Origin of the sequence: Sphingomonas sp. CFBP 13603, from assembly GCF_014892665.1 — a bacterium.
Lineage (GTDB): Bacteria > Pseudomonadota > Alphaproteobacteria > Sphingomonadales > Sphingomonadaceae > Sphingomonas.
Map to the genome: position 1 here is coordinate 114,528 of NZ_JADBIA010000006.1, position 19,502 is coordinate 134,029.

Sequence of the window (19,502 nt, forward strand, 5' to 3'; positions counted from 1 at the left end):
GCCGGACAGGAGAGCGAAGCATGACGATCGCCGCAGCAGCCCCCGCCAAAGACGCGGTTGCAGGAGGCGTGGCCGAGCGCCCGACCGCGGTGCGCTACCGTGTGATCGCGCTGATCTTTCTGATCACGTCGATCAACTATGCCGACCGTGCGACCTTCTCGATCGCGGGGTCTGCTGCATCGACCGAACTCGGGCTGTCGTCGGTCCAGACCGGCTTCATTCTGTCCGCGTTTGCCTGGGCCTATGTCCTCGCACAGATCCCCGGCGGGCTGCTGCTCGACAAGTTCGGTACCAAGCGCGTCTATGCCGGCGCGATCCTCGCCTGGTCGATCTTCACCGCGACCCAGGGGCTGACCGGTTTGATCGCGGGCGTTTCCGCGGTCGCCATGTTGTTTGCGCTGCGCTTCCTCGTCGGCCTCGCAGAAGCCCCATCCTTCCCTGGTAACGCCCGCCTCGTCGCCGCCTGGTTTCCGGGTGCGGAGCGTGGCACCGCGTCGGCGATCTTCAATTCGGCGCAGTATTTCTCGCTCGTCGCCTTCGCCCCGCTGATGGGCTGGCTGGTGCACAGCTATGGCTGGCGCGCGGTGTTCTGGGTGATGGGCGCGATCGGCTTGGCCGCGACGGCACTGTTCGTCCGCTACATCCACAGTCCGGTCCGTCATCCGAAGATCAACGCCGCCGAACTCGCGCATATCGAGGCTGGCGGCGGCCTGATCCGAATGGAGGATGCCGCCAACCGTCCGCAGGCCTTTTCGTGGACGAACCTGCGCCAGCTGCTCGCGAACCGGATGCTGCTCGGCATCTATCTCGGCCAGTATTGCATCAACGTGCTGACCTATTTCTTCGTCACCTGGTTCCCGATCTACCTGGTCAAGGAGCGCGGGCTGAACATCATGGAGGCCGGCTTTGCCGCCGCGGCACCAGCGCTGTGCGGCTTCGTCGGCGGGCTCGTCGGCGGCTACACGTCCGATCTGCTGCTCAAGCGCACCGGCTCGATCGACATCGCGCGCAAAGTGCCACTCGTGTTCGGGATGCTGCTGGCGACGCTGATCATCGCCTGCGTGTTCGTCGAAGCGGAGTGGCTGGTCGTCACGCTGATGGCGGTTGCGTTCTTCGGCAAGGGCGTCGCGTCGCTCGGCTGGGCGGTGATGTCCGACGTCGCGCCGAAGCAACTCGCCGGGCTGACGAGTGGCGTATTCAATATGTTCGGCAACGTCGCCGGGATCGTCACGCCGATCGTCATCGGCTTTATCGTCGGCGCTACGGGCTCGTTCGATTGGGCGCTGGTGTTCGTCGGCGCGCATTGCCTGCTGACGATCTTTTCGTTCCTCGTGATCGTCGGCCCGATCCGCCGGGTCGAGCTGGCTGCATGACCGTCGATCGCCGTACGCTGCTCGGGGGTGCCGCGGCCGCGCTCGCCACCTTGCCCGCCGCCGCCCGTGCTGCACCCGCGGTGCTGCGGGTCGCGACACCGATGCCGGCCCCGGAATGGGCGGTCCTGCAACGCCGGTTGCTCGCCGCCAATGCCGAGGCGTGCGAGGCATTCTACGCGAAATATGTCGATCGTCGCGGGTGGCTGCGCGTATTCGAGCGCTGGGGTGCGAACGACGGCCCCGACGATGCGGCGGAGGCGACGAACGACTGGGCGATACTCCACGCGCTCGGCGGCCCAGATCGTATCCGCGATCTCTATGCGCGAGCTTGGGAAGGCCACCTCAAGCAGTTCGCCGCGGCGCGCACCGTCGACGTGCCGATTGCCCGCGAGGGTATGTATTTCCGCGAGTTTCCCGTCCAGATGGACTGGCAGCACAATGCGGAAGGGCTGACGACCTTCAACATGATGGGGTTGTCCGGCCCGCGTGACCTGAAGCTGATCGAGCGCACGCGTCGCTACGCCGATTTCTACACTGGCCGCGACCCGACTACGCGCAACTACGATCCGAAGCTGCGGATCATGCGCAGCCTGATGAACGGGAGCCGCGGGCCGATGCTGCGCCGCGCGACCGAACTCGACTGGGCGGGCGATCCGTTCGCCGCCGGCGAACGCTTCCACATGGAACACGGCGAGACGACGTACGCGCAGACGCTCGCCCATTATGCCGACTATGGCGACGTCGTCGGCGACAATCCGCTCAACCTTCAGGCGACGACGCTCGGGCTCAACGCGTATGCGCTGGGGGCAGGGGATCGATACCGGACCTGGGCGCTCGACTATCTCGACGCGTGGGTTGGCCGGGCAAAGGCGAACGGCGACATCATCCCCAGCCGCGTCGGTCTGGACGGCATCGTCCCGCGCGACTGGTGGAGCGGCGTATACGGCTGGGGCTTCTCGCCAATCGTGCCGCAGACCGGCAAGCGCGAGAACCGTAACCGCGTGCCCCGCTCGATCACGGCGTTCATGACCGGCACGCTGCTGACCGGCGACCAGCGCTATATCGACATCTGGCGCCGCCAGACAGCGCGGATCAATGCGCAAGGCAAGACGATCGGCGGCGTGTTGTCGACCCCGACGATGCACGGAGCTGACGGCTGGTATGGCTGGCAACCCGGTCCGTTCAAGACCAACGGCTTCGAGATCTGGTACATGTCGCAAGCCCCGGCCGATCGCGCGGCTGCCGGTGATCATCCGTGGGTAAGCTTCCTGGAGGGCACGAACCCGACTTATGCCGTAACCGCGTTGCGCGCCGATTTGAAAGGTGTCGACGACCGAGTTGCCGCGCGTCTCGCCGACCCTACGACACCGCAAACCCGGCTTGCAGACTGGCCGATCGACATCAACCCCGCCTACGTCACCAGCCTCGTCCAGCTGATGACCGGCGGCCTCCACATCGCCCGTCCGCCCTGGTCGAAGACCTCGCCGTCGCAGGGCGGCGTGCCGCTCCACTGCCGGCTCCGCTATTTCGACGCGGACCGCAAACGCGCTGGTGTGCCGGAAGACGTCGCGGCGCTGGTGCATACGCTGGGCGACACGACGACCGAGGTGACGCTGGTGAACCTGAGCACCACGCAACCGCGAACCGTCGTGGTGCAGGGCGGCGCCTATGCCGAGCACCGGATCGAGGCGGTGACGATCGATGGCCGGACGGCGGACATCGCCGGCGCCGCGTTCACGATCCGGCTCGAGCCTGCCTCAGGGGCGCGCCTTAGTCTGCGCCTGCGCCGCTACGCCAACCGCCCGACGCTCGCCTTTCCGTGGGACCGCTAGCCGCCCGGCTTGATATACGGAGCGACCGCGAACAGCAGGCGTTCCTCGCGCCGGGGATCGTCTTCTATCTGCACCGCCCGATCGAAGATCATCGTCGAGCGCCGCGCCAGGTCATAGTGACGCCAGGTCGGCACGCTCGCACAGTTCGGATCGCCGGTCCGCGCCATCGCGATGAACGCATCCGCCATCCGCCCGGCCAGCTGTCTCGCCTCCGGCCCATCACCCGTCCGCGCGCTCGGCTCCCGCGTATTGTCGAACACCAGGCCGATATCGAGCGTATGGAACGCGCCGAGCACGCCGCCCGCTTCCGGCGAAGGAAAGTCGAGCTGATACATCCAGGTGGGCGCACCGATCTTCGCGCGTTCCTCGGCCTGGATCAGATGCCCGGGCCAGGACCGACCCGCGGTCGATGCCGCCAGCAGGATCTGCCCCGGCGTTCGATCTGGATAGAGGTCGCGGTAGCGCGCGATGACGTGATCGGGCTCGAGGTCCTTGGTCATCTCCCGCACCAACCGCGCGGGTAGGTTCTCCCAATTCGTGTCGCCGCGCTTCAGGATCTCGCCGATCCACAACCCGGTCTCGTCATGCGTATTGCCGACGATCAGCGGGATATGCGCCGCCTCGCGCGGGGCATCGGGAAAGAACGGATGACGCGTCAGCACATGATGATCGAGCGTCGAGGTAAAGCTGATCTCGCCCTTGTCCTCGATCGGATCGGTCGTCGCCATCGCCTCGACCAGCCGCTCGATCGGCAGTGCCTTAAGAGCCGCAAAGTCGCCCGCGCCGGCCTTCGCCATGAACGCCCGCGACCGGATCGTCGCGTGGTTCGGCCCCGCCGCCGTAACGTGCTGGCCGCTCATCGTCGCGGCGGCGTGGAACAGCGGGCGCGCCTCCGCCATCGCCATCAGCGTGACGATCTTGGCGCCGCCACCAGATTGGCCGAACAGCATCACTCGCCCCGGATCGCCACCGAACGCCGCGATGTTGTCGCGCACCCATTGCAGCGCGAGGACGATGTCGAGATTGCCGACATTGCCCGACTCCGCCGGCCCGCCGAGTTGGGCGAGATACGCGTAGCCGAGCGCCGCCAGCCGGTGGTTCAAGGTAACGACCACCACGTCGCCGCGCCGCACTAGATTGCCGCCATCATACAGCGGATCGGACCCGGACCCGTGCGCATGCGCGCCGCCGTGGATATAAACCATAACCGGCCGTCGCGCTGCGTCGAGCGCAGGCGTCCAGATGTTGAGGAACAGGCAATCCTCGCTGATCGGTTCAGTCGCCTTGGTCTGCGGCGAGGCCGCGCCGTAGCGCGTCGCGTCGGCAATGTCGGTCCACGGCGCCGGCGGCACCGCACGCCCAAACCGCCGCGTCCGCGTATCCGCGCCGTAGCGCACCCCGCGAAAGACCAGCACGTCGCGGTCGACCGTCCCTCGCACCCGCCCGTATCGCGTCGTCGCGACGGGGCTCGCCGGTGTACGCGCAGCAACCAGTGCCGGTGTCGCCGCGAGCCCGGCGAGCACCGCGCGCCGGTCGATCACGCCGCGGTTTCGGCGCACAGTCGCCGCATCGGCTCCAGCGCCGGGTTACTGTTGTCGCGCCGCCACGCCATGTGCAACTCGACCGGCTTCTCGGGCTCGGTCGCAAGCCGGCGGAACTGCACGTCGTTCATGTGCAGCCCCGATGCGGATTCAGGCACGATCGCTGCGGCCAGCCCCGCATGGACGAGCCCCAGCATCGAATGGATCTGCGTCACGTGCTGGACATAGTGCGGCGACACGCCGGCAGCGTCGAACAGCCCGATAAGCATCTGGTGGAAATACCCCGCGCCCTGCCGCGCATACATGATCAGCGGCAGGCCATCGAAATCACGCAGTTCGAGCACCGCCTTCGCCTGTCGCGGATCCCCTGCGGGCAGCGCGACGACCAGCGGCTCGACCTGTACGCAGACGGTGTCGAACTCGTGACGATCGAGCGGCGGCCGGACGAAGCCGATGTCGATCAGCCCTGTCAGCAACGCATCGACCTGATCGGTCGTCACCATCTCGCGCAGTTCGAGGTCGATATTGGGTAGGCTCGCTCTCGCTTGCGCGACGATCTGCGGCACGAGGTTATATCCCGAAACCGCGGTGAAGCCGATCGCGACGCGTCCCGCATCGCCCTTCGCCACGCGTCGCGCCGACAGCGCCGCGCTCTCCGACAGCCGCACGATCCGCCGCGCCTCGATCAGGAACACGCGACCCGCGGGCGTCAGGCTCACCTGCCGGCTGGTGCGTTCGAGCAGCGTCACGTCGAGGATCCGCTCGAGCAGCTGGATCTGCCGGCTAAGCGGCGATTGCGTCATGTTCAGGCGCTGTGCCGCGCGCCCGAAATGGAGTTCCTCGGCGGCGGCGACGAAGCAGCGAAGCTGGCTCAGTTCGAACATCATCGCCGGACTATCCATTGATTTTCGCCCGCTGTCACGCCGCCTTGGCGAGAGCAGCGGGGGCAACCTTCTCGATCAGCACGCGGAGCCGCTCGTCCTCGGCTGCGGACAAATCGGTCAGCGGCGAGCGCACCGGCCCGGCATCGCGTCCGACGACGCGCATGCCCCCCTTGACGATCGACACCGCATAGCCGCGGCCCTGGTTGCGCAGCGTGATGTACGGCAGCACGAAATCGCGGAGCTGGTTCAGCACCTCGACCCGGTCGTCGGCGCGCACCGCCTTGTAGAAGGCCAGCGCCCATTCGGGCAGGAAGTTAAAGATCGCCGACGAATAGGTCGTGACGCCCATCGTCAGATACGGCGTCGCGAACGTCTCGGCGGTCGGCAGGCCGCCGATATAGGTCAGCCGGTCGCCCATCCGCGCATAGACGCGCGTCATGAGCTCGATGTCACCGACGCCGTCCTTGAAGCCGACAAGATTGGGATTGCGGTCGCACAAGCCCGCCAGCGTCTCGTCGTCCAGGATCGCATTGTCGCGGTTGTAGACGATCACGCCGAGCCCGGTCGCCTTGCAGACCGCCTCGACATGAGCGGCAAGCCCTTCCTGCTTCGATCCGACCAGATAGGGGGGCAGCAGCAACAGGCCGTCCGCGCCCGCCTTCTCCGCATCGCGCGCGATCCCGGTGGCGATCGCGGTGCCGTAGCCGCAGCCCGAGATCACCGGCAGCCGCCCGCCGGCTTCGGCCACCGCGGCGCCGACAACCTGCGCGACTTCGGCTGGCGTCAGCGAAAAGAACTCGCCCGTGCCGCCCGCCGCGAACAGGCCGGACAGTTCGTGCTCGAGCATCCATGCGCAATGCTTGCGATAGTCGTCCTCGACGAACGCACCCTCCGCATCGAAATGGGTGACAGGGAACGACAGCAATCCGCCGCCAAGGCGCTGCGCCATCTCGGTCGGGCTCATGGTCGTCATAACGTGCATCCCCTCGATCGTCTGGCCGCTCTCAGGTCGCGGCCGTTTCGAGGGTGGTGGTAGGTCGCGGGACGACGCGGGTCCAAACCAAAGGCGCGCTAGATCGATGCACGCAGTGGCTTGATCGGCGCAATTGTACCGATCAAACTGCTATGTGACGTTCGCTGTCGAGTCCATAAATGGCGGCTTCGTCCCAGGTCACGTCGTTCCAAAGAGTAGTGATCGCCGTGGACATGAACAAGCGGCCGGAGTTGGTGAGTTGTCCCGATGTTCTGAGCGTCCGCTTATGAGTCAACTCTAAATCTTTTTTTGCAGATGTCGGCGAGTGCCCGAGATTTAGATCGTCAATCGGTCAATGAGGCTGGTTTTTCTTGCGTACACCTATGCCGAAACACATCAGGGCCGCTCAAGGTGACAGGCGTCGGATAGCCACACGTCGATAAGCCTGCTCGATAGCGGATGTAAACATGGCGATCCCATTCGTGCCGAAAACTACGCCGTATCGCGCATGTTTTCCCGATTCCGAACATGGCGGCGGGACAGGGATGCGACGTCATTGACGCCGGCCAGCGTCAGCGTGCGCTCGATTTCCTCGGTCAACAGCGTCAGCGCGCGGTCAACGCCTGCCTCTCCGCCCGCTGCCAGGCCGTACAAATAGGGGCGCCCGATCGAACAGGCGGTCGCTCCTAGCGCCAACGCCTTCACCACGTCCGACCCGCGCCTGATGCCGCCGTCGCAGATGACGTCCGGCGCATCGCCCACCGCGTCGCGTACCGCAGCGATCTGGTCGACCGGCGCGGGTGATCCATCGAGCTGGCGTCCGCCGTGGTTCGATACCATCACGCCGGTCGCGCCCGACGCGATCGAGCGCCGCGCGTCGTCGGGCGTCATCACGCCCTTTATCGCGAGTGGACCGTTCCACTCGCGCGCGAGCCATTCGACGTCGCGCCAACCGACCGAACGATCGAACTGGCCGCCGATATAGTCGAACAGGCTCATCGGCCCCGATGCCAGCGCGTCGATCTTGTGACTGACGTTCGCAAGATCGAATTTCGATCCCGTCAGCGCGGGCAGCGACCAGGAGGGATGACGCGCGAAGCTCAGCAACGACTTGAGCGTCAGCTTGGGCGGCAGCGACAGTCCGCTGCGTCGGTCTCGCTCGCGGTTGCCGGCGACGGGCGTGTCGACGGTCAGCGCCAGCCCGTGAAAGCCCGCGTCCCGGCAGCGCGCGACGAACTCCGCGGTCAGGCCGCGGTCCTTGAAGATATAGATCTGGAAGACCTTTGGCCCGGCAAACGCCTGGGCAAGGTCTTCCAGCCGCGTCGTTCCCATCGTCGACAGGCTGTAGAGCATACCGTGCCGCGCGGCCGCGCGCGCGACCGCGAGTTCGGCATGGCCGTGGAACATCCGGGTAAGCCCGGTCGGCGCCAGCATCAGCGGCCAGCGTGATGGCTGTCCGAACAGCGTCGTGCCGGTCCGGATAGCCGAAACATCGTTCAGCACGTCCGGCACCAACTCGTAGTGCGAGAACGCGTCGACGTTTCGGCGCAGCGACACCTCGTCGTCGGCACCACCGTCGATATAGTCGAAGATCGGTCGCGGCAGCCGTTTGCGTGCCATCAAGCGCAGATCGGCGATGTTGTTCGCACGTTGAAGTCGCGTCATGGGGCCTGCCACTGGTTGAAGTCGGTGCGGATTGCTCCCGTGATCAGGATGTCGGGGAAGCCATTTCAATCTGACCGCATTCGGAGCGAGCTACAAAACCATTCGCTGTGCCCGTCCGCTGCTTGGTTGTGCCTCCCAACGGCATCGGGCGTACACCAAGTTCTCGGGTACCTTGGGACGAGTCGATAAAGGCAGAGGGATAGACGCGTGGGTGTACGTCATCGATTGATCGGCAGGATAGCGAGGCTCGTATGGCGGATCGGCAAGCCGCGCACGATCGGTGTTCGCGCGCTCCTGCTGGATCGGGACGGGCGGGTTGCGCTGGTGCGGCACACCTATGCCGATCACTGGTATCTGCCGGGCGGCGGCGTGAAGAGGGGCGAGAGTATCGCCGCCGCGCTGATGCGCGAGCTTGCCGAGGAAGTGGCGATTGCCGACCCGGTGATCGAGCGGGTGCTCGGCGTCTATCACAGCCGCGGGGAGGGCAAGGACGACCACATCGTGATCTTCGTCGTGCGAACCGCGGCGAGCGGGATACTATACCGTGCCGACCTTCGGGAGATCGAACAGGCTGGCTGGTTCCCGGTGGACGACCTCCCGGAGGCGACATCGCCTGCGACCCGACGGCGCATCGCCGAATACCGGCAGGGGGCGACCGGAACCGGGGCCTGGTAATGCGGGCGCTCGCCGGCCCGCCGGACTGCACGACGAAAGCAACGATGGGCATAACGTGAGTTCGCGACGTGCGTTGCCGGGCTGCTACCTTTGCCCTCCGACCGGAGCCGCGGTCGGGAGGAGAGAACATCGTGAGCCCACCCATCGTCTCGACCGCCGACGGTATCGTGCAAGGGAGTGCCGCGGGCGACGTACGGCGGTTCCTCGGCGTGCCCTACGCCGCGGCGCCGGTGGGCGCCAACCGCTTCGCGCCGCCACAACCGGTCGTGCCGTGGCACGGCGTACGCGACGCGACATTGGCCGGCCCCAACGCGCCGCAGCGGACCAAGGCGTTTCCCGGCCTCGATACCGTACCGCTGATCGGCGAGGGCTGGGCGCCGGGCGACGACTATCTGACGGCAAATATCTGGCGCCCCGACGACGACCGGACTGGCCTGCCGGTGATGGTGTTCATCCACGGCGGCGGGTTCGTGATCGGCAGCAAGGATGCGCCGGTACAGGACGGCAGCACGTTCGCGCGCGATGGCGTGATCTGCGTCGCGATTAACTACCGCATGGGCGTGGACGGCTTCCTGCCAATCCCGGGCGTGCCAACCAACCTCGGCCTGCGCGACATGATCGCTGCGCTGACATGGGTGCGGGACGGCATAACCGCGTTCGGCGGCGATCCGGACAACGTCACGGTGTTCGGTGAGTCCGCCGGCGCGATGGCGATCGCCGACCTGATCGCCTCGCCGCTCGCCAAGGGATTGTTCCGGCGCGCGATCGTCCAGAGCGGCCATGGCGGAATGACGCGGTCAGTCCCGGTGATGCAGCGGCTGGTGAAGAAGCTCGCGAAGATCCTGAAGATCACGCCCGACGCGGCCGGTTTTGGCAGCGTAGCGTATGACCGCCTGATCGACGCGGTCGAGGCGGTATCGGCACCGACTGCGCGGATCAATCTGCGCGACGAGGCGGGCCACGAACCGGTGTTCGGAATCAGCCGCTTCGTCCCCGTCCACGGCGACGACGTGCTGCCGGAGCGTCCGCTCGATGCGCTGGCGAACGGCGCGGGCGCGGAGGTGGACCTGCTGATTGGGACCAATGCCGAGGAGATGAACCTGTATCTCGTCCCCACCGGCGTACGCGACAAGATCGGCCGGTTGCTGGCAACCTATGTCCTCCACAAGTCGCAACCGCAGGCGCGCAAAGTGCTGAAGGCGTACGGGATCGGGACGAAGGGCAGGAAGCCGGGGCAGGCGCTGACCGATGCGATGAACGATCTCGTCTTTCGCTGGCCCGCGCGGCGGTTTGCGGAGGCGCACACGGGGCGCACGCACATGTACGAGTTCGACTGGCGCTCGCCGATGTTCGGCGGCGAGCTTGGCGCGTCGCACGGCATGGAGCTGCCGTTCGTGTTCGACACCCTGGCGTGCGCGAGCGGCGAGCAGGGTCTGTGCGGACCCAATCCACCGCAGGATCTTGCCGAACGGATGCACGCGCTGTGGATCCGGTTCGCGACCGACGGCCGCCTGCCCTGGGTCGAATTCGATGCCGAAACGCGGCAGGTCTATTCGCTTGTCCGGCAGGAGGCGCGGCATGAGCCGGTCATGCCGGCCGCACCCTTCCTACCCTGAGGACCGACCATGTATCTCGAACGATTGAAGCTGACCGGCCGCCGTGCCCTCGTGACGGGTGGCGCGGCGGGGATTGGTCTGGCGTGTGCCGAGGCGCTGGCGGAGATGGGCGCCCGCGTAACGATCGCCGATCGCGACGAGACGGCGATCGCGGCAGGACATGCCGCGCTCTCAGGCAAGGGCTACGCGGTCGACGGTATCGCGATGGACGTTACCGATTCCGCGCGCGTGACCACCGTTGCCAATCAGCTCGGGGCGATCGATATCTTGGTCAACAATGCCGGAATCGCGCGCAGTGAAACCCCAGCGGAGGACGTCGCCGACGAGCATTGGCTGAACGTGCTCGACGTCAATCTCAACGGCACCTTCTGGTGCGCGCGCGCCTTTGGCCGGCACATGCTGGCGGCGGGGAAGGGTGCGATCGTCAATGTCGGGTCGATGAGCGGCTTCATCGTCAACCGACCGCAACCGCAGAGCTATTACAACGCGTCGAAGGCCGCAGTGCACCAGCTGACCAGGAGCCTTGCCGCCGAATGGGCGCCGCGCGGCGTGCGCGTCAACGCGGTTGCGCCGACCTATATCAACACCGTCCTCAACGGCTTCGCGGACCGCGAGGGCGAAATGTACAAGCGCTGGATCGACGGCACGCCGCAGGGTCGTCTCGGCGAACCCGAAGAAGTCGCGTCGATCGTTGCGTTCCTTGCCTCCGATGCGGCCAGCCTGATGACCGGCAGCATCGTCCTGGCCGATGGCGGTTACAGCTGCTGGTAGCGCACCGATCGGCGAAGTCCGTGAGCCGGACGGCACAGCGACAGACCTTTCATACAGGTAAGCTATCGGATAGCTTCGATCCTAGAAGTAGCCGGCGATGGATCGGCGCTCTACAGGGATGAGGATCCAATGCGCTTCAAGACATTGCTCGCCGCAGGATGTGCCGCCGCCGCTTTCACGACCACGCCGGCCCTGGCGCAGGACGCGACCAAGCCAACGCAGCCCGCAAGTTCCGATGACATCATCATCACCGCCCGCCAGCGCCAGGAATCGCTGAAGGACGTGCCAATCGCAGTCACCGCGATCACCGGCGATCGGCTGAAGGAGCTCCAGGTCAACACGGTCAAGGACATCGCGTCCTACACGCCCGGCCTCAACATTAATTCGGACAGCGTCGGTCGTGCGTTCGTCTCGATCCGCGGGATCGGCACGACGCTGATCGACACGGTACAGCCGGGCGTCGGGATCTTCATCGACGGCGTCTATCAGCCGAACACCTCATACCTGAACTCGCCGATCGTCGATGTCGCGCGGATCGAGGTGCTACGCGGGCCGCAGGGGACGCTGTTCGGCAACAACACGCTGGGCGGCGCGATCAACGTCATCACGCGGCAGCCGGGCAACGAATGGGAAGGCCGGTTCGACGCAGCGATCGCCGGCACCGACAATTACGCTTCGGTCTCGGGCTCGGTCAGCGGGCCGATCGTGCGTGATCTGCTCCAGTTCCGGATCGGCGCGTCCTATCATGAGCAGGACGGCTTCATGCGCAACACGCTGACGATCGGCGACATGAACCCGCTGAAGCAGCAGAGCATCGGCGGCACGCTCCGCTTCACGCCCGCCGACTGGGCGGTGTTCACCGTCAACGGCAACTACGACCAGGCCGCCGGCGGCAGCACGTCGTACATCCACGTCGCCGGGCCGACCGATTACCGCCTCGACGGCGCGACCAACGTCCTGAACCGCGCGGTGATCGATTATTACGGCGCGAGCGTGAAGGGCGAGTTCGACGTCGCTTCGCTAAAAACCAAGATCACCGCGATCGGCGCCTACAACGAGAAGGATCTCTCCACGACCGGTGATGGCGACTACAGCGTTGTCGACCTGTTGCGCGCGAGCGGTACGTCTACGCTCAAGACGAAGACCGCCGAACTGCGCTTCGATACGCAGTGGAGCGATGCGTTCTCGACGTTGATCGGGCTGTACGGCAACCGCTACACGCAGACGAGCGATCAGCTGACGACGATCGATTTCCGCGCGCTGTTGGGGCCGACCTTCCCGGCGCCGGCATCGACCACGCCATCGTCGACCTATGTCCGCAACGATACGCGCGCGATCTTCGCGACAGCGTTCTTAAAGATGGGCACGCTCGATCTCGCGGTCGGTGGGCGCTACGATCACCAGAAGCTGGTCGCGAGCCAGGTCAACGGCACGACGCCCTATTCCGCGCCCGACTACAAGAAGGACCAGTTCCAGCCACGCGTCACGCTGACGCAGCACTGGACGCCGGCGGTGATGAGCTACGCATCGGTCGCCAAGGGTATTCGCGGCGGCGGCCAGAACGGACCTGGCACGCGGCCGCAGGACGCGACGTACAAGGGGGACAATGTCTGGACCTATGAACTCGGTACGAAATTCGATGCGTTCGACCGTCGCCTGACGATCAACGCGGACGTGTTCTACAACGACTATAAGGACTTCATCGGCCAGAACTCGCTGGCACCGAGTGAGACCGGCGGGTTCGTCGCGATCAACCTCAACACCGGCACGGTTGAGAGCTACGGTGCTGAGGTCGAGGCGCATCTTCGCGTGACGAACCAGTGGCGGATCGATGCCGGCGCGTCCTATCTCCACGCCCGCATCACCGACGACAGTCAGTATTTCGCGACCACCGGCGTCCACGTATCGAGCGACCGGATCATCTTCACGCCCGATTACAACTTCAACTTCAACACGACCTATACTGTCCCAGTCGGCGCCAACGCGGTGCTGCTCGACGCCGGGATCTTCGGCAAGGGCAGCCGCATCGGCTCCTCGCTCGACCCCAATGTCGCGCCGAAACTATCGGCCTATGCGATCACCAATGCGTCGCTCGGCTTCCGTTTCTCCAGCGGCCTGACCGTCACGGCGTTCGGCACGAACCTGTTCAACACCAAGTTCATCGAAAGCTATATCGACAAATCGGCGCTGGTCCGCGCCGGGCTCGCACCGCTGGCGGCGAACCTCGCGATCCAGGGCGACCGCCGCCGCTACGGCGTGCGCGCGAGCTTCCGGTTCTAGGATGACCATGCATTTCGACCCCATAAAGCGCGCGCCGCTCGACCCCGCATTCGTCGCGGCGCTAAAGCAGCGGTTCGGCGATGCGCTCCAGATGAGCGACGCGATGCGGCTTCACCACGGCAGCAGCGAGGCGCATTTCGCACCGATGCTGCCCGACGCGGTCGTCTTTGCGCGATCGACCGCGGAGGTGGTCGATCTCGTCAAGCTGTGCACCGCCGCCAAGGTGCCGATCGTGCCGTTCGGGGCAGGCACCTCGATCGAGGGCAACACGCTGGCGGTGCACGGCGGCATTTCTGTCGACCTGTCCGAGATGACACAGATCGTCACGGTCAACGCCGAGGATTTCGACTGCACGGTGCAGGCGGGGGTCCGCCGCGAGCAGCTGAACGAGCATATCCGCGACCTGGGGTTGTTCTTCCCGATCGATCCCGGCGCCAATGCGACGATCGGCGGGATGGCCGCAACGCGGGCGAGCGGCACCAACGCGGTGCGCTACGGCACGATGCGCGAGGCTGTGCTGAGCCTGCGCGTGGTGACGCCCGACGGCCGCGAGATCCGCACCAGCCGCCGCGCGCGCAAGTCGGCGGCGGGGTATGACCTGACCCGACTGTTCGTCGGTTCCGAGGGGACGCTCGGCATCATCACCGAGGTGACGCTGCGGCTTCATGGGATACCCGAGGCGATCTCGTCCGCGGTGTGCAGCTTCGACACGCTGAACGGCGCGGTCGATACGGTGGTGCAGGCGATCCAGATCGGCGTGCCGCTCGCTCGCGTCGAGATCCTCGACGACATGCAGATGAAGGCGGTCAACGCCTGGTCCAAGCTCGACTATCCCGAACTGACGACGCTGTTCTTCGAATTCCACGGCTCGCCGCGCTATGTCGACGAACAGGCCGAGACGGTCCGCGAACTCGCGGCGGCAAACGGCGGCGGCGACTTCCGCTGGTCGAACCTGCCCGAGGAACGTTCGAAGCTGTGGAAGGCGCGGCACGAGGCGTATTACGCGGCGGTCAACCTGCGCCCCGGCGCGGTCGGCTGGGCGACCGACGTGTGCGTGCCGATCAGCCGCCTGGCGGAGTGCATCGGCGAGACCAAGGCCGACCTCCAGGCCTCGTCAGTGCCTGCAACCATTCTCGGCCATGTCGGCGACGGCAATTTCCATGTCGTCTTCTCGATCGATCCAGAGTCCGAGGCGGAACTGGCCGAGGTGTCGGCAATCAACGCACGGATGGTCGAGCGCGCGCTGGCGATGGACGGCACCTGCACCGGCGAGCACGGCATCGGCATCGGCAAGCAGGATTGGCTGGTCGCGGAACTGGGCGATGCGGTCGATCTGATGCGGACGCTGAAGCATGCGCTCGATCCTGACAACCTGTTCAACCCGGGCAAGATCTTCGCGTTTTAACTCGCTCGCCTCCCTGGAAGGGAGGGGCGGGGGTGGTGGGCTGATGGGCAAGCGCTAGGGTTCGCCGCGAGCCGACCCACCCCCGACCCCTCCCGCATGCCGGAGGGGGAAGAAGGACTTGATATGGACAGCCTGCACCTCGTCGATCCCACCCTCCGCCCGTTGCTGGAAATGATGCCGCAGATTTCGCTCACCGCGGATATCCTGCCGGCGATGCGCGACCGGCCGTCGATGCTGCCGCCGGCCGACGAGTCGCTGGCGACGCTCGAGATCCACACCGTTCCGGGACCTGCGGGCGCACCCGATATCGACCTCCACGTGTACCGCCCGGCGGGCGTCACCGGCACGTTGCCCTGCATCTATCACATCCACGGCGGCGGCTATGTGATGGGCAAGGTCAGCGAATATGATCCGTTGGTCCGCCCGCTGATCGCGGACCTGCAATGTATGATGGTGTCGGTCGAGTATCGCCTGGCGCCCGAGACGAATTTCCCCGGCCCGATCGAAGATTGTTATGCCGGGCTCGCCTGGACGATCGCGAATGCCGATATGCTCGGGTTCGATCCGACCCGGCTCGGTGTGATGGGGCAGAGCGCAGGCGGCGGTATGCCGCGGCGCTGGCGCTGATGGTGCGCGACCGTGGGGAACATGCATTAGCGTTCCAGCATCTGATCTATCCGATGCTCGACGATCGTACCTGCACCACATCGCCGCATCCGTACGCCGGCGAGTTCATCTGGACTGCGCAGAGCAATCGCTTCGGCTGGAGTTCGTTGCTCGGCCACGCGCCCGGTGGCGACGACGTCTCGCCCTACGCGGCACCCGCCCGCGCGACAAACCTCGGCAACCTGCCGCGTACCTATATTGCGACCGGTGCGCTCGATCTCTTCGTCGACGAGGACATCGACTACGCGACGCGGCTGATCCGCGCGGGCGTGCCGGTCGAGCTTCACGTCTATCCCGGCGGTTATCACGCCTTCGACATCTTCGCCGACGGTCCGGTCTCGCAACAGGCGCGCCGCGACAGCCACGAGGCACTGCGCCGTGCGCTCGCATAAGGATCTTCCATGACCGATTTCGTCCGACCGATCGAGGCAACCTCATCGCCGTTCGCAAGGACGCTGCTGCCGTTGCTCGCGCTCGCGCTGGCGATGGCGGTCGGCTTCACGATGATGGGCTCGTTCGGGACGGTGCAGGAGGGCGCGAAGGCCGAATTGCACCTCAGCGACTATACGCTGAGCCTGATCCAGGGACTGTCGGCGGCACTGCCGCTCGCGGTGTTCTCGATCCCGATCGGTATCCTGGTCGATCGCTACAACCGCGTGCGGATGATGATCGCGCTCGCGCTCGTGTGGACGCTCGGCACGGTGCTCACCGCGTTCGCGCAGGGCGTGCCGGTGCTGTTCGTGGCGCGCATGCTGACCGGGATCGGCACGACAGGCGCGTTGACCGCGGCGCTGTCGCTGTGCGCAGACTTCTGCGTCCCAACGCAGCGGGGCAGGGCAATGCTGATCGTCAACCTCGGCAAGTCGCTCGGTGTCGCACTCGCCCTGGGCTTGTCAGGCGCGCTGTTCGGCCTGTTCGCGCATGGCGACGCGCCGACCTGGTTCGCAGGCATGATGCCGTGGCGCAGCGTCCATCTGGGCCTCGCGGTCATCAGCGTGTTTGCCATCCTGCCGCTGTTCCTTTTGCGCGAGCCGGCGCGGCAAGAGGTCGCGGCGGGCACGCATGCGCCGTTCAAGGTCGTCGCTGGCGAGCTCTGGACACGACGAGTCTTCCTGATCCCGTTGTTCATCGGCCAGATCAGCGTGGTGATGGCCGATGCCGCCGCCGGGATCTGGGTCTCGCCGGTCCTGTCGCGCACTTTTCATCTGCAGCCCGACCAGTTCGCCGGCTGGATGGGTACGCTGCTCTTTGGCTCGGGCGTCGTGGGTGCGATCATCGGTGGGCTGTCCGCCGACCGGGGGCAGAAGAGCGGACGGCGCGGTGGCCTGCTGATTGGTGCGATCGTTGCCGCCACCGTCGGCGTGCCTGCCGCGCTGTTCCCGATCATGCCCTCGGTCCCGCTGTTCGGGGTCGCCGTCGGTCTTCTCGTGACGTGCGGCGCGGTGACGGGTGTCGTGACCTCGGTGGCATTGACCGTGCTCATTCCCAACGAACTCCGCGGGTTGTGCATCGGCGCGTTCATCGCGATCGCCGGGCTAATCGGCTACGGGCTCGCACCGACGCTGGTCGCGGCGGCAAGCGGCATGCTGGGCGGCGAGGCGCATCTCGCGCAAGGTCTCGCGATCGTCGGCGTGGTGACCAGCGCGATCTCCGTTGTCGCCTTCACGATGGCGATGCGTCGCGCGCCGACATCCGCAACCGCCTGACCTGTAAGATAGCTCTTGCGCGAGCTATCCGATAGCTGCATGGTCGACCCAATCCCGGCAATCGGGAACAGGAGATCGGTGTTGGGCGAGGGTAGCATGCAGAAGGAACGGGTCATGGTGTCGCCCGAGATGGCGGCATTCATCGGCGAGGGCCTGGTCGACCCGACGGCTGTTTCCGCCGACGCGGTGGTCCTCTGCTTCACGGTGGGCGAGAACGCGCCGGCGCACGTCACCGTCACCACCGGCACGGTTCCTTCGGAGGAGCGCGCGATCCTCGTCCTTGCGGTCGAACGTGGCGCCTGCCTGCGGGTCTTCGATTACGCACCCGACGCGAACATCGCGTGCCATCTGCCGAGCGAATTGCGGATGATGGTCGCCGCGATCCTCGATTGCACGCTGCCCGAACCCTGGCGCAGCACGCATCGTTCGGCAAAATGCATCGAGCTCCTGTCCAGCACGTTCCAGCGGATCGTCGAGGACGACCTGGTGCCGCTCGCGGGCGCCGGGCAATTGTCCGCCCGCGACAGCCAGCGGATCGTCGCGGCGAAGCGGATGATCGACGAACGCTGGGGCGAGAAGATGACGCTCGATTCCATCGCGCGCGCCTGTGGACTGAACCGGGCTAAGCTTACGCGCGGCTTCCGCGACATGTTCGCCTGCACCGTCGCCGACGCGTTGCTGGACAGGCGGCTGGGAGCGGCGCGCCAGATGCTGATCGCGACCGACCTGCCAGTATCGTCGATAGGGTACCAATGCGGCTATTTGAATAATGCCAGCTTCACGCGAGCCTTCTCCCGGCAGTTCGGCGCGACCCCGTCGTCGCTGCGCGCACCGCGGCTCGCGGCATGAGCGCGGCGAGCCTGCGACTGGTCGAGGGCGGCTCGCTCGTCGATCAGGCGGTCCACGCGGTCCGCACGCACATCCGCACGAACGACATGAAGGTCGGCGACACGCTGCCGTCCGAGGGCCATTTTGCAACAGAACTCGGTGTGAGCCGCCCAGTCCTCCGCGAGGCGTTCGGTGCGCTGGCGGCGCTGCGGCTGATCGACGTCGGCAACGGCCGGCGTGCACGCGTAGCGGCGATCGACGGATCGGTGATGGCGACGTCGCTCGATCACGCGGTAGCGACCGCGCAGATCTCGATGCTGCAGATCTGGGACGTGCGCCGCACGCTGGAACTGCGCACCGCCGAACTCGCCGCGATCGAACGCACCGACGACGAGGCGCGGACGATCGTCGGCCTAGCGGAAGCCATGGAAGCGGCCGGTACCGACGTCGATGCGCTGACCCGCCACGACATCGCGTTTCACCAAGCGATCGCGCAGGCGGGTCGCAACATGCTGTTCCTGCAGATCGTCCGCTCGTTCGCTCCGATGATGGTCCACGCGGTGCCCGCCGCCTGGGCAACGCGAACCACCACGCGGCAGCGTACCGCCGTGCTGGCGCACCATCACAACCTAGCGCGCGCGATCGCCGACCGTGACCCGAAAGCGGCGATCGCAGCAATGAGCACGCATTTCGTCGCGTCCATCGGAGATCTGTTTGCGCGTCGTGAAGAAGCCAATTAACCGGTATTTGGTCAGCGCGATGTAAGTAAGGCGTCCGGAACGGGTGCCTCCGAAGGCTAGAGTGTAAGTATATCAGTTGGGAAAGTTGGTCATTGTTTAATGCGAGCCGACGGCTGATCGCTGTTGCAACGGCAGCCCATCGAAGTTCTAGCCGATAAAGTAGGAGAAGTTTTTTTACTTCTGAAATCCATTCAATCGAATCTGTCTATAGACTGATGGAAATGCAAAGTAACACTATTTAAGTTAATTTCGCACTAACATGAACGGGCGTCCAAAATTTGGAAGGGCTTCAGTCCGCCTCAGCATCCGCTTCTGGGTCAGAAAGGCCAGCTTGTCGTAACCAGGCGCGGATTAGTCGCTGCCCAGCGTCATAATGCCGTGCGCGCCCAACTTCTCCATAATCCGTTTGGCGAACTCTGTCACCGCGTCCTCCGCCTCCCCGATTTCCTCGACCGTAGCCACACCGCGGTCTCGCTGAGTGTACTCTGCACCACGGCTTCCATTCGTCATCACAAGACCCTCTCCAACCGCCAAGTGCGAGCCGGCA

The 19,502-nt window shown here is 65.7% G+C and carries 14 protein-coding genes and 1 pseudogene; 11 read left to right on the plus strand and 4 right to left on the minus strand.

What is annotated here, in order from left to right:
* Positions 1-20 precede the first annotated feature (20 nt).
* Both IFR23_RS11435 and IFR23_RS11440 read left to right on the plus strand, forming a co-directional pair.
* Positions 21-1,373: an MFS transporter gene (locus IFR23_RS11435; protein WP_192976017.1), complete on the plus strand. Its 1,353-nt coding sequence runs from the start codon at positions 21-23 to the stop codon at positions 1,371-1,373.
* A complete protein-coding gene (locus tag IFR23_RS11440) occupies positions 1,370-3,205 on the plus strand; it encodes a hypothetical protein (protein WP_192976018.1) in 1,836 nt (611 codons plus the stop codon). The genes IFR23_RS11435 and IFR23_RS11440 overlap by 4 nt, the downstream gene beginning before the upstream one ends.
* Here the strand turns inward: IFR23_RS11440 and IFR23_RS11445 are convergent.
* The 4 genes from IFR23_RS11445 to IFR23_RS11460 form a co-directional block, all read right to left on the minus strand.
* On the minus strand, positions 3,202-4,764 hold the full coding sequence (locus IFR23_RS11445; protein WP_342344942.1) for a carboxylesterase/lipase family protein: 1,563 nt from the start codon (positions 4,762-4,764) through the stop codon (positions 3,202-3,204). The genes IFR23_RS11440 and IFR23_RS11445 overlap by 4 nt on opposite strands.
* On the minus strand, positions 4,743-5,633 hold the full coding sequence (locus IFR23_RS11450) for a LysR substrate-binding domain-containing protein (RefSeq protein WP_244655623.1): 891 nt from the start codon (positions 5,631-5,633) through the stop codon (positions 4,743-4,745). The genes IFR23_RS11445 and IFR23_RS11450 overlap by 22 nt, the downstream gene beginning before the upstream one ends.
* A 31-nt stretch (positions 5,634-5,664) precedes the next feature.
* On the minus strand, positions 5,665-6,603 hold the full coding sequence (gene kdgD, locus IFR23_RS11455) for a 5-dehydro-4-deoxyglucarate dehydratase (RefSeq protein ID WP_192976019.1): 939 nt from the start codon (positions 6,601-6,603) through the stop codon (positions 5,665-5,667).
* A gap of 492 nt (positions 6,604-7,095) precedes the next feature.
* Positions 7,096-8,268: an alpha-hydroxy acid oxidase gene (locus IFR23_RS11460; RefSeq protein WP_192976020.1), complete on the minus strand. Its 1,173-nt coding sequence runs from the start codon at positions 8,266-8,268 to the stop codon at positions 7,096-7,098.
* 207 nt (positions 8,269-8,475) lie between these two features.
* Here IFR23_RS11460 and IFR23_RS11465 point away from each other — a divergent pair, with 207 nt between their 5' ends.
* The 9 genes and pseudogenes from IFR23_RS11465 (at position 8,476) to IFR23_RS11505 (ending at position 18,955) form a co-directional block, all read left to right on the plus strand.
* The gene (locus IFR23_RS11465) at positions 8,476-8,943 is read left to right on the plus strand and encodes an NUDIX domain-containing protein (protein WP_192976021.1); all 468 of its coding nucleotides are present in this window, start codon (positions 8,476-8,478) and stop codon (positions 8,941-8,943) included.
* A gap of 131 nt (positions 8,944-9,074) precedes the next feature.
* On the plus strand, positions 9,075-10,559 hold the full coding sequence (locus IFR23_RS11470; protein WP_192976022.1) for a carboxylesterase family protein: 1,485 nt from the start codon (positions 9,075-9,077) through the stop codon (positions 10,557-10,559).
* Positions 10,560-10,568: 9 nt separating this feature from the next.
* On the plus strand, positions 10,569-11,330 hold the full coding sequence (locus IFR23_RS11475) for an SDR family NAD(P)-dependent oxidoreductase (RefSeq protein ID WP_192976023.1): 762 nt from the start codon (positions 10,569-10,571) through the stop codon (positions 11,328-11,330).
* 129 nt (positions 11,331-11,459) lie between these two features.
* Positions 11,460-13,610, plus strand: coding sequence for a TonB-dependent receptor (locus tag IFR23_RS11480; protein WP_192976024.1), 2,151 nt, complete (start codon positions 11,460-11,462; stop codon positions 13,608-13,610).
* A 1-nt stretch (position 13,611) separates the two neighbouring features.
* Positions 13,612-15,015 carry an FAD-binding oxidoreductase gene (locus IFR23_RS11485; protein WP_192976025.1) on the plus strand — a complete coding sequence of 468 codons (1,404 nt, stop codon included), beginning with the start codon at positions 13,612-13,614 and terminating at the stop codon, positions 15,013-15,015.
* A 231-nt stretch (positions 15,016-15,246) separates the two neighbouring features.
* Positions 15,247-16,073 (plus strand): annotated as a pseudogene (locus IFR23_RS11490) (alpha/beta hydrolase).
* A 9-nt stretch (positions 16,074-16,082) separates the two neighbouring features.
* Positions 16,083-17,387: an MFS transporter gene (locus IFR23_RS11495; RefSeq protein WP_197978404.1), complete on the plus strand. Its 1,305-nt coding sequence runs from the start codon at positions 16,083-16,085 to the stop codon at positions 17,385-17,387.
* A 96-nt stretch (positions 17,388-17,483) separates the two neighbouring features.
* Positions 17,484-18,236, plus strand: a complete 753-nt coding sequence (locus tag IFR23_RS11500) for a helix-turn-helix transcriptional regulator (protein WP_192976026.1) — start codon at positions 17,484-17,486, stop codon at positions 18,234-18,236.
* The gene (locus IFR23_RS11505; RefSeq protein WP_192976027.1) at positions 18,233-18,955 is read left to right on the plus strand and encodes a FadR/GntR family transcriptional regulator; all 723 of its coding nucleotides are present in this window, start codon (positions 18,233-18,235) and stop codon (positions 18,953-18,955) included. Before IFR23_RS11500 ends, IFR23_RS11505 begins: the two co-directional genes overlap by 4 nt.
* Positions 18,956-19,502 lie beyond the last annotated feature (547 nt).

Coding starts and splice junctions, on each gene's coding strand:
- IFR23_RS11435 (WP_192976017.1), top strand. CDS start 21: ATGACGATCGCCGCAGCAGCCCCCGCCAAAGACGCGGTTGCAGGAGGC.
- IFR23_RS11440 (WP_192976018.1), top strand. CDS start 1,370: ATGACCGTCGATCGCCGTACGCTGCTCGGGGGTGCCGCGGCCGCGCTC.
- IFR23_RS11450 (WP_244655623.1), bottom strand. CDS start 5,633: ATGATGTTCGAACTGAGCCAGCTTCGCTGCTTCGTCGCCGCCGCCGAG.
- kdgD (WP_192976019.1), bottom strand. CDS start 6,603: ATGACGACCATGAGCCCGACCGAGATGGCGCAGCGCCTTGGCGGCGGA.
- IFR23_RS11460 (WP_192976020.1), bottom strand. CDS start 8,268: ATGACGCGACTTCAACGTGCGAACAACATCGCCGATCTGCGCTTGATG.
- IFR23_RS11475 (WP_192976023.1), top strand. CDS start 10,569: ATGTATCTCGAACGATTGAAGCTGACCGGCCGCCGTGCCCTCGTGACG.
- IFR23_RS11480 (WP_192976024.1), top strand. CDS start 11,460: ATGCGCTTCAAGACATTGCTCGCCGCAGGATGTGCCGCCGCCGCTTTC.
- IFR23_RS11485 (WP_192976025.1), top strand. CDS start 13,612: ATGACCATGCATTTCGACCCCATAAAGCGCGCGCCGCTCGACCCCGCA.
- IFR23_RS11495 (WP_197978404.1), top strand. CDS start 16,083: ATGACCGATTTCGTCCGACCGATCGAGGCAACCTCATCGCCGTTCGCA.
- IFR23_RS11500 (WP_192976026.1), top strand. CDS start 17,484: ATGCAGAAGGAACGGGTCATGGTGTCGCCCGAGATGGCGGCATTCATC.
- IFR23_RS11505 (WP_192976027.1), top strand. CDS start 18,233: ATGAGCGCGGCGAGCCTGCGACTGGTCGAGGGCGGCTCGCTCGTCGAT.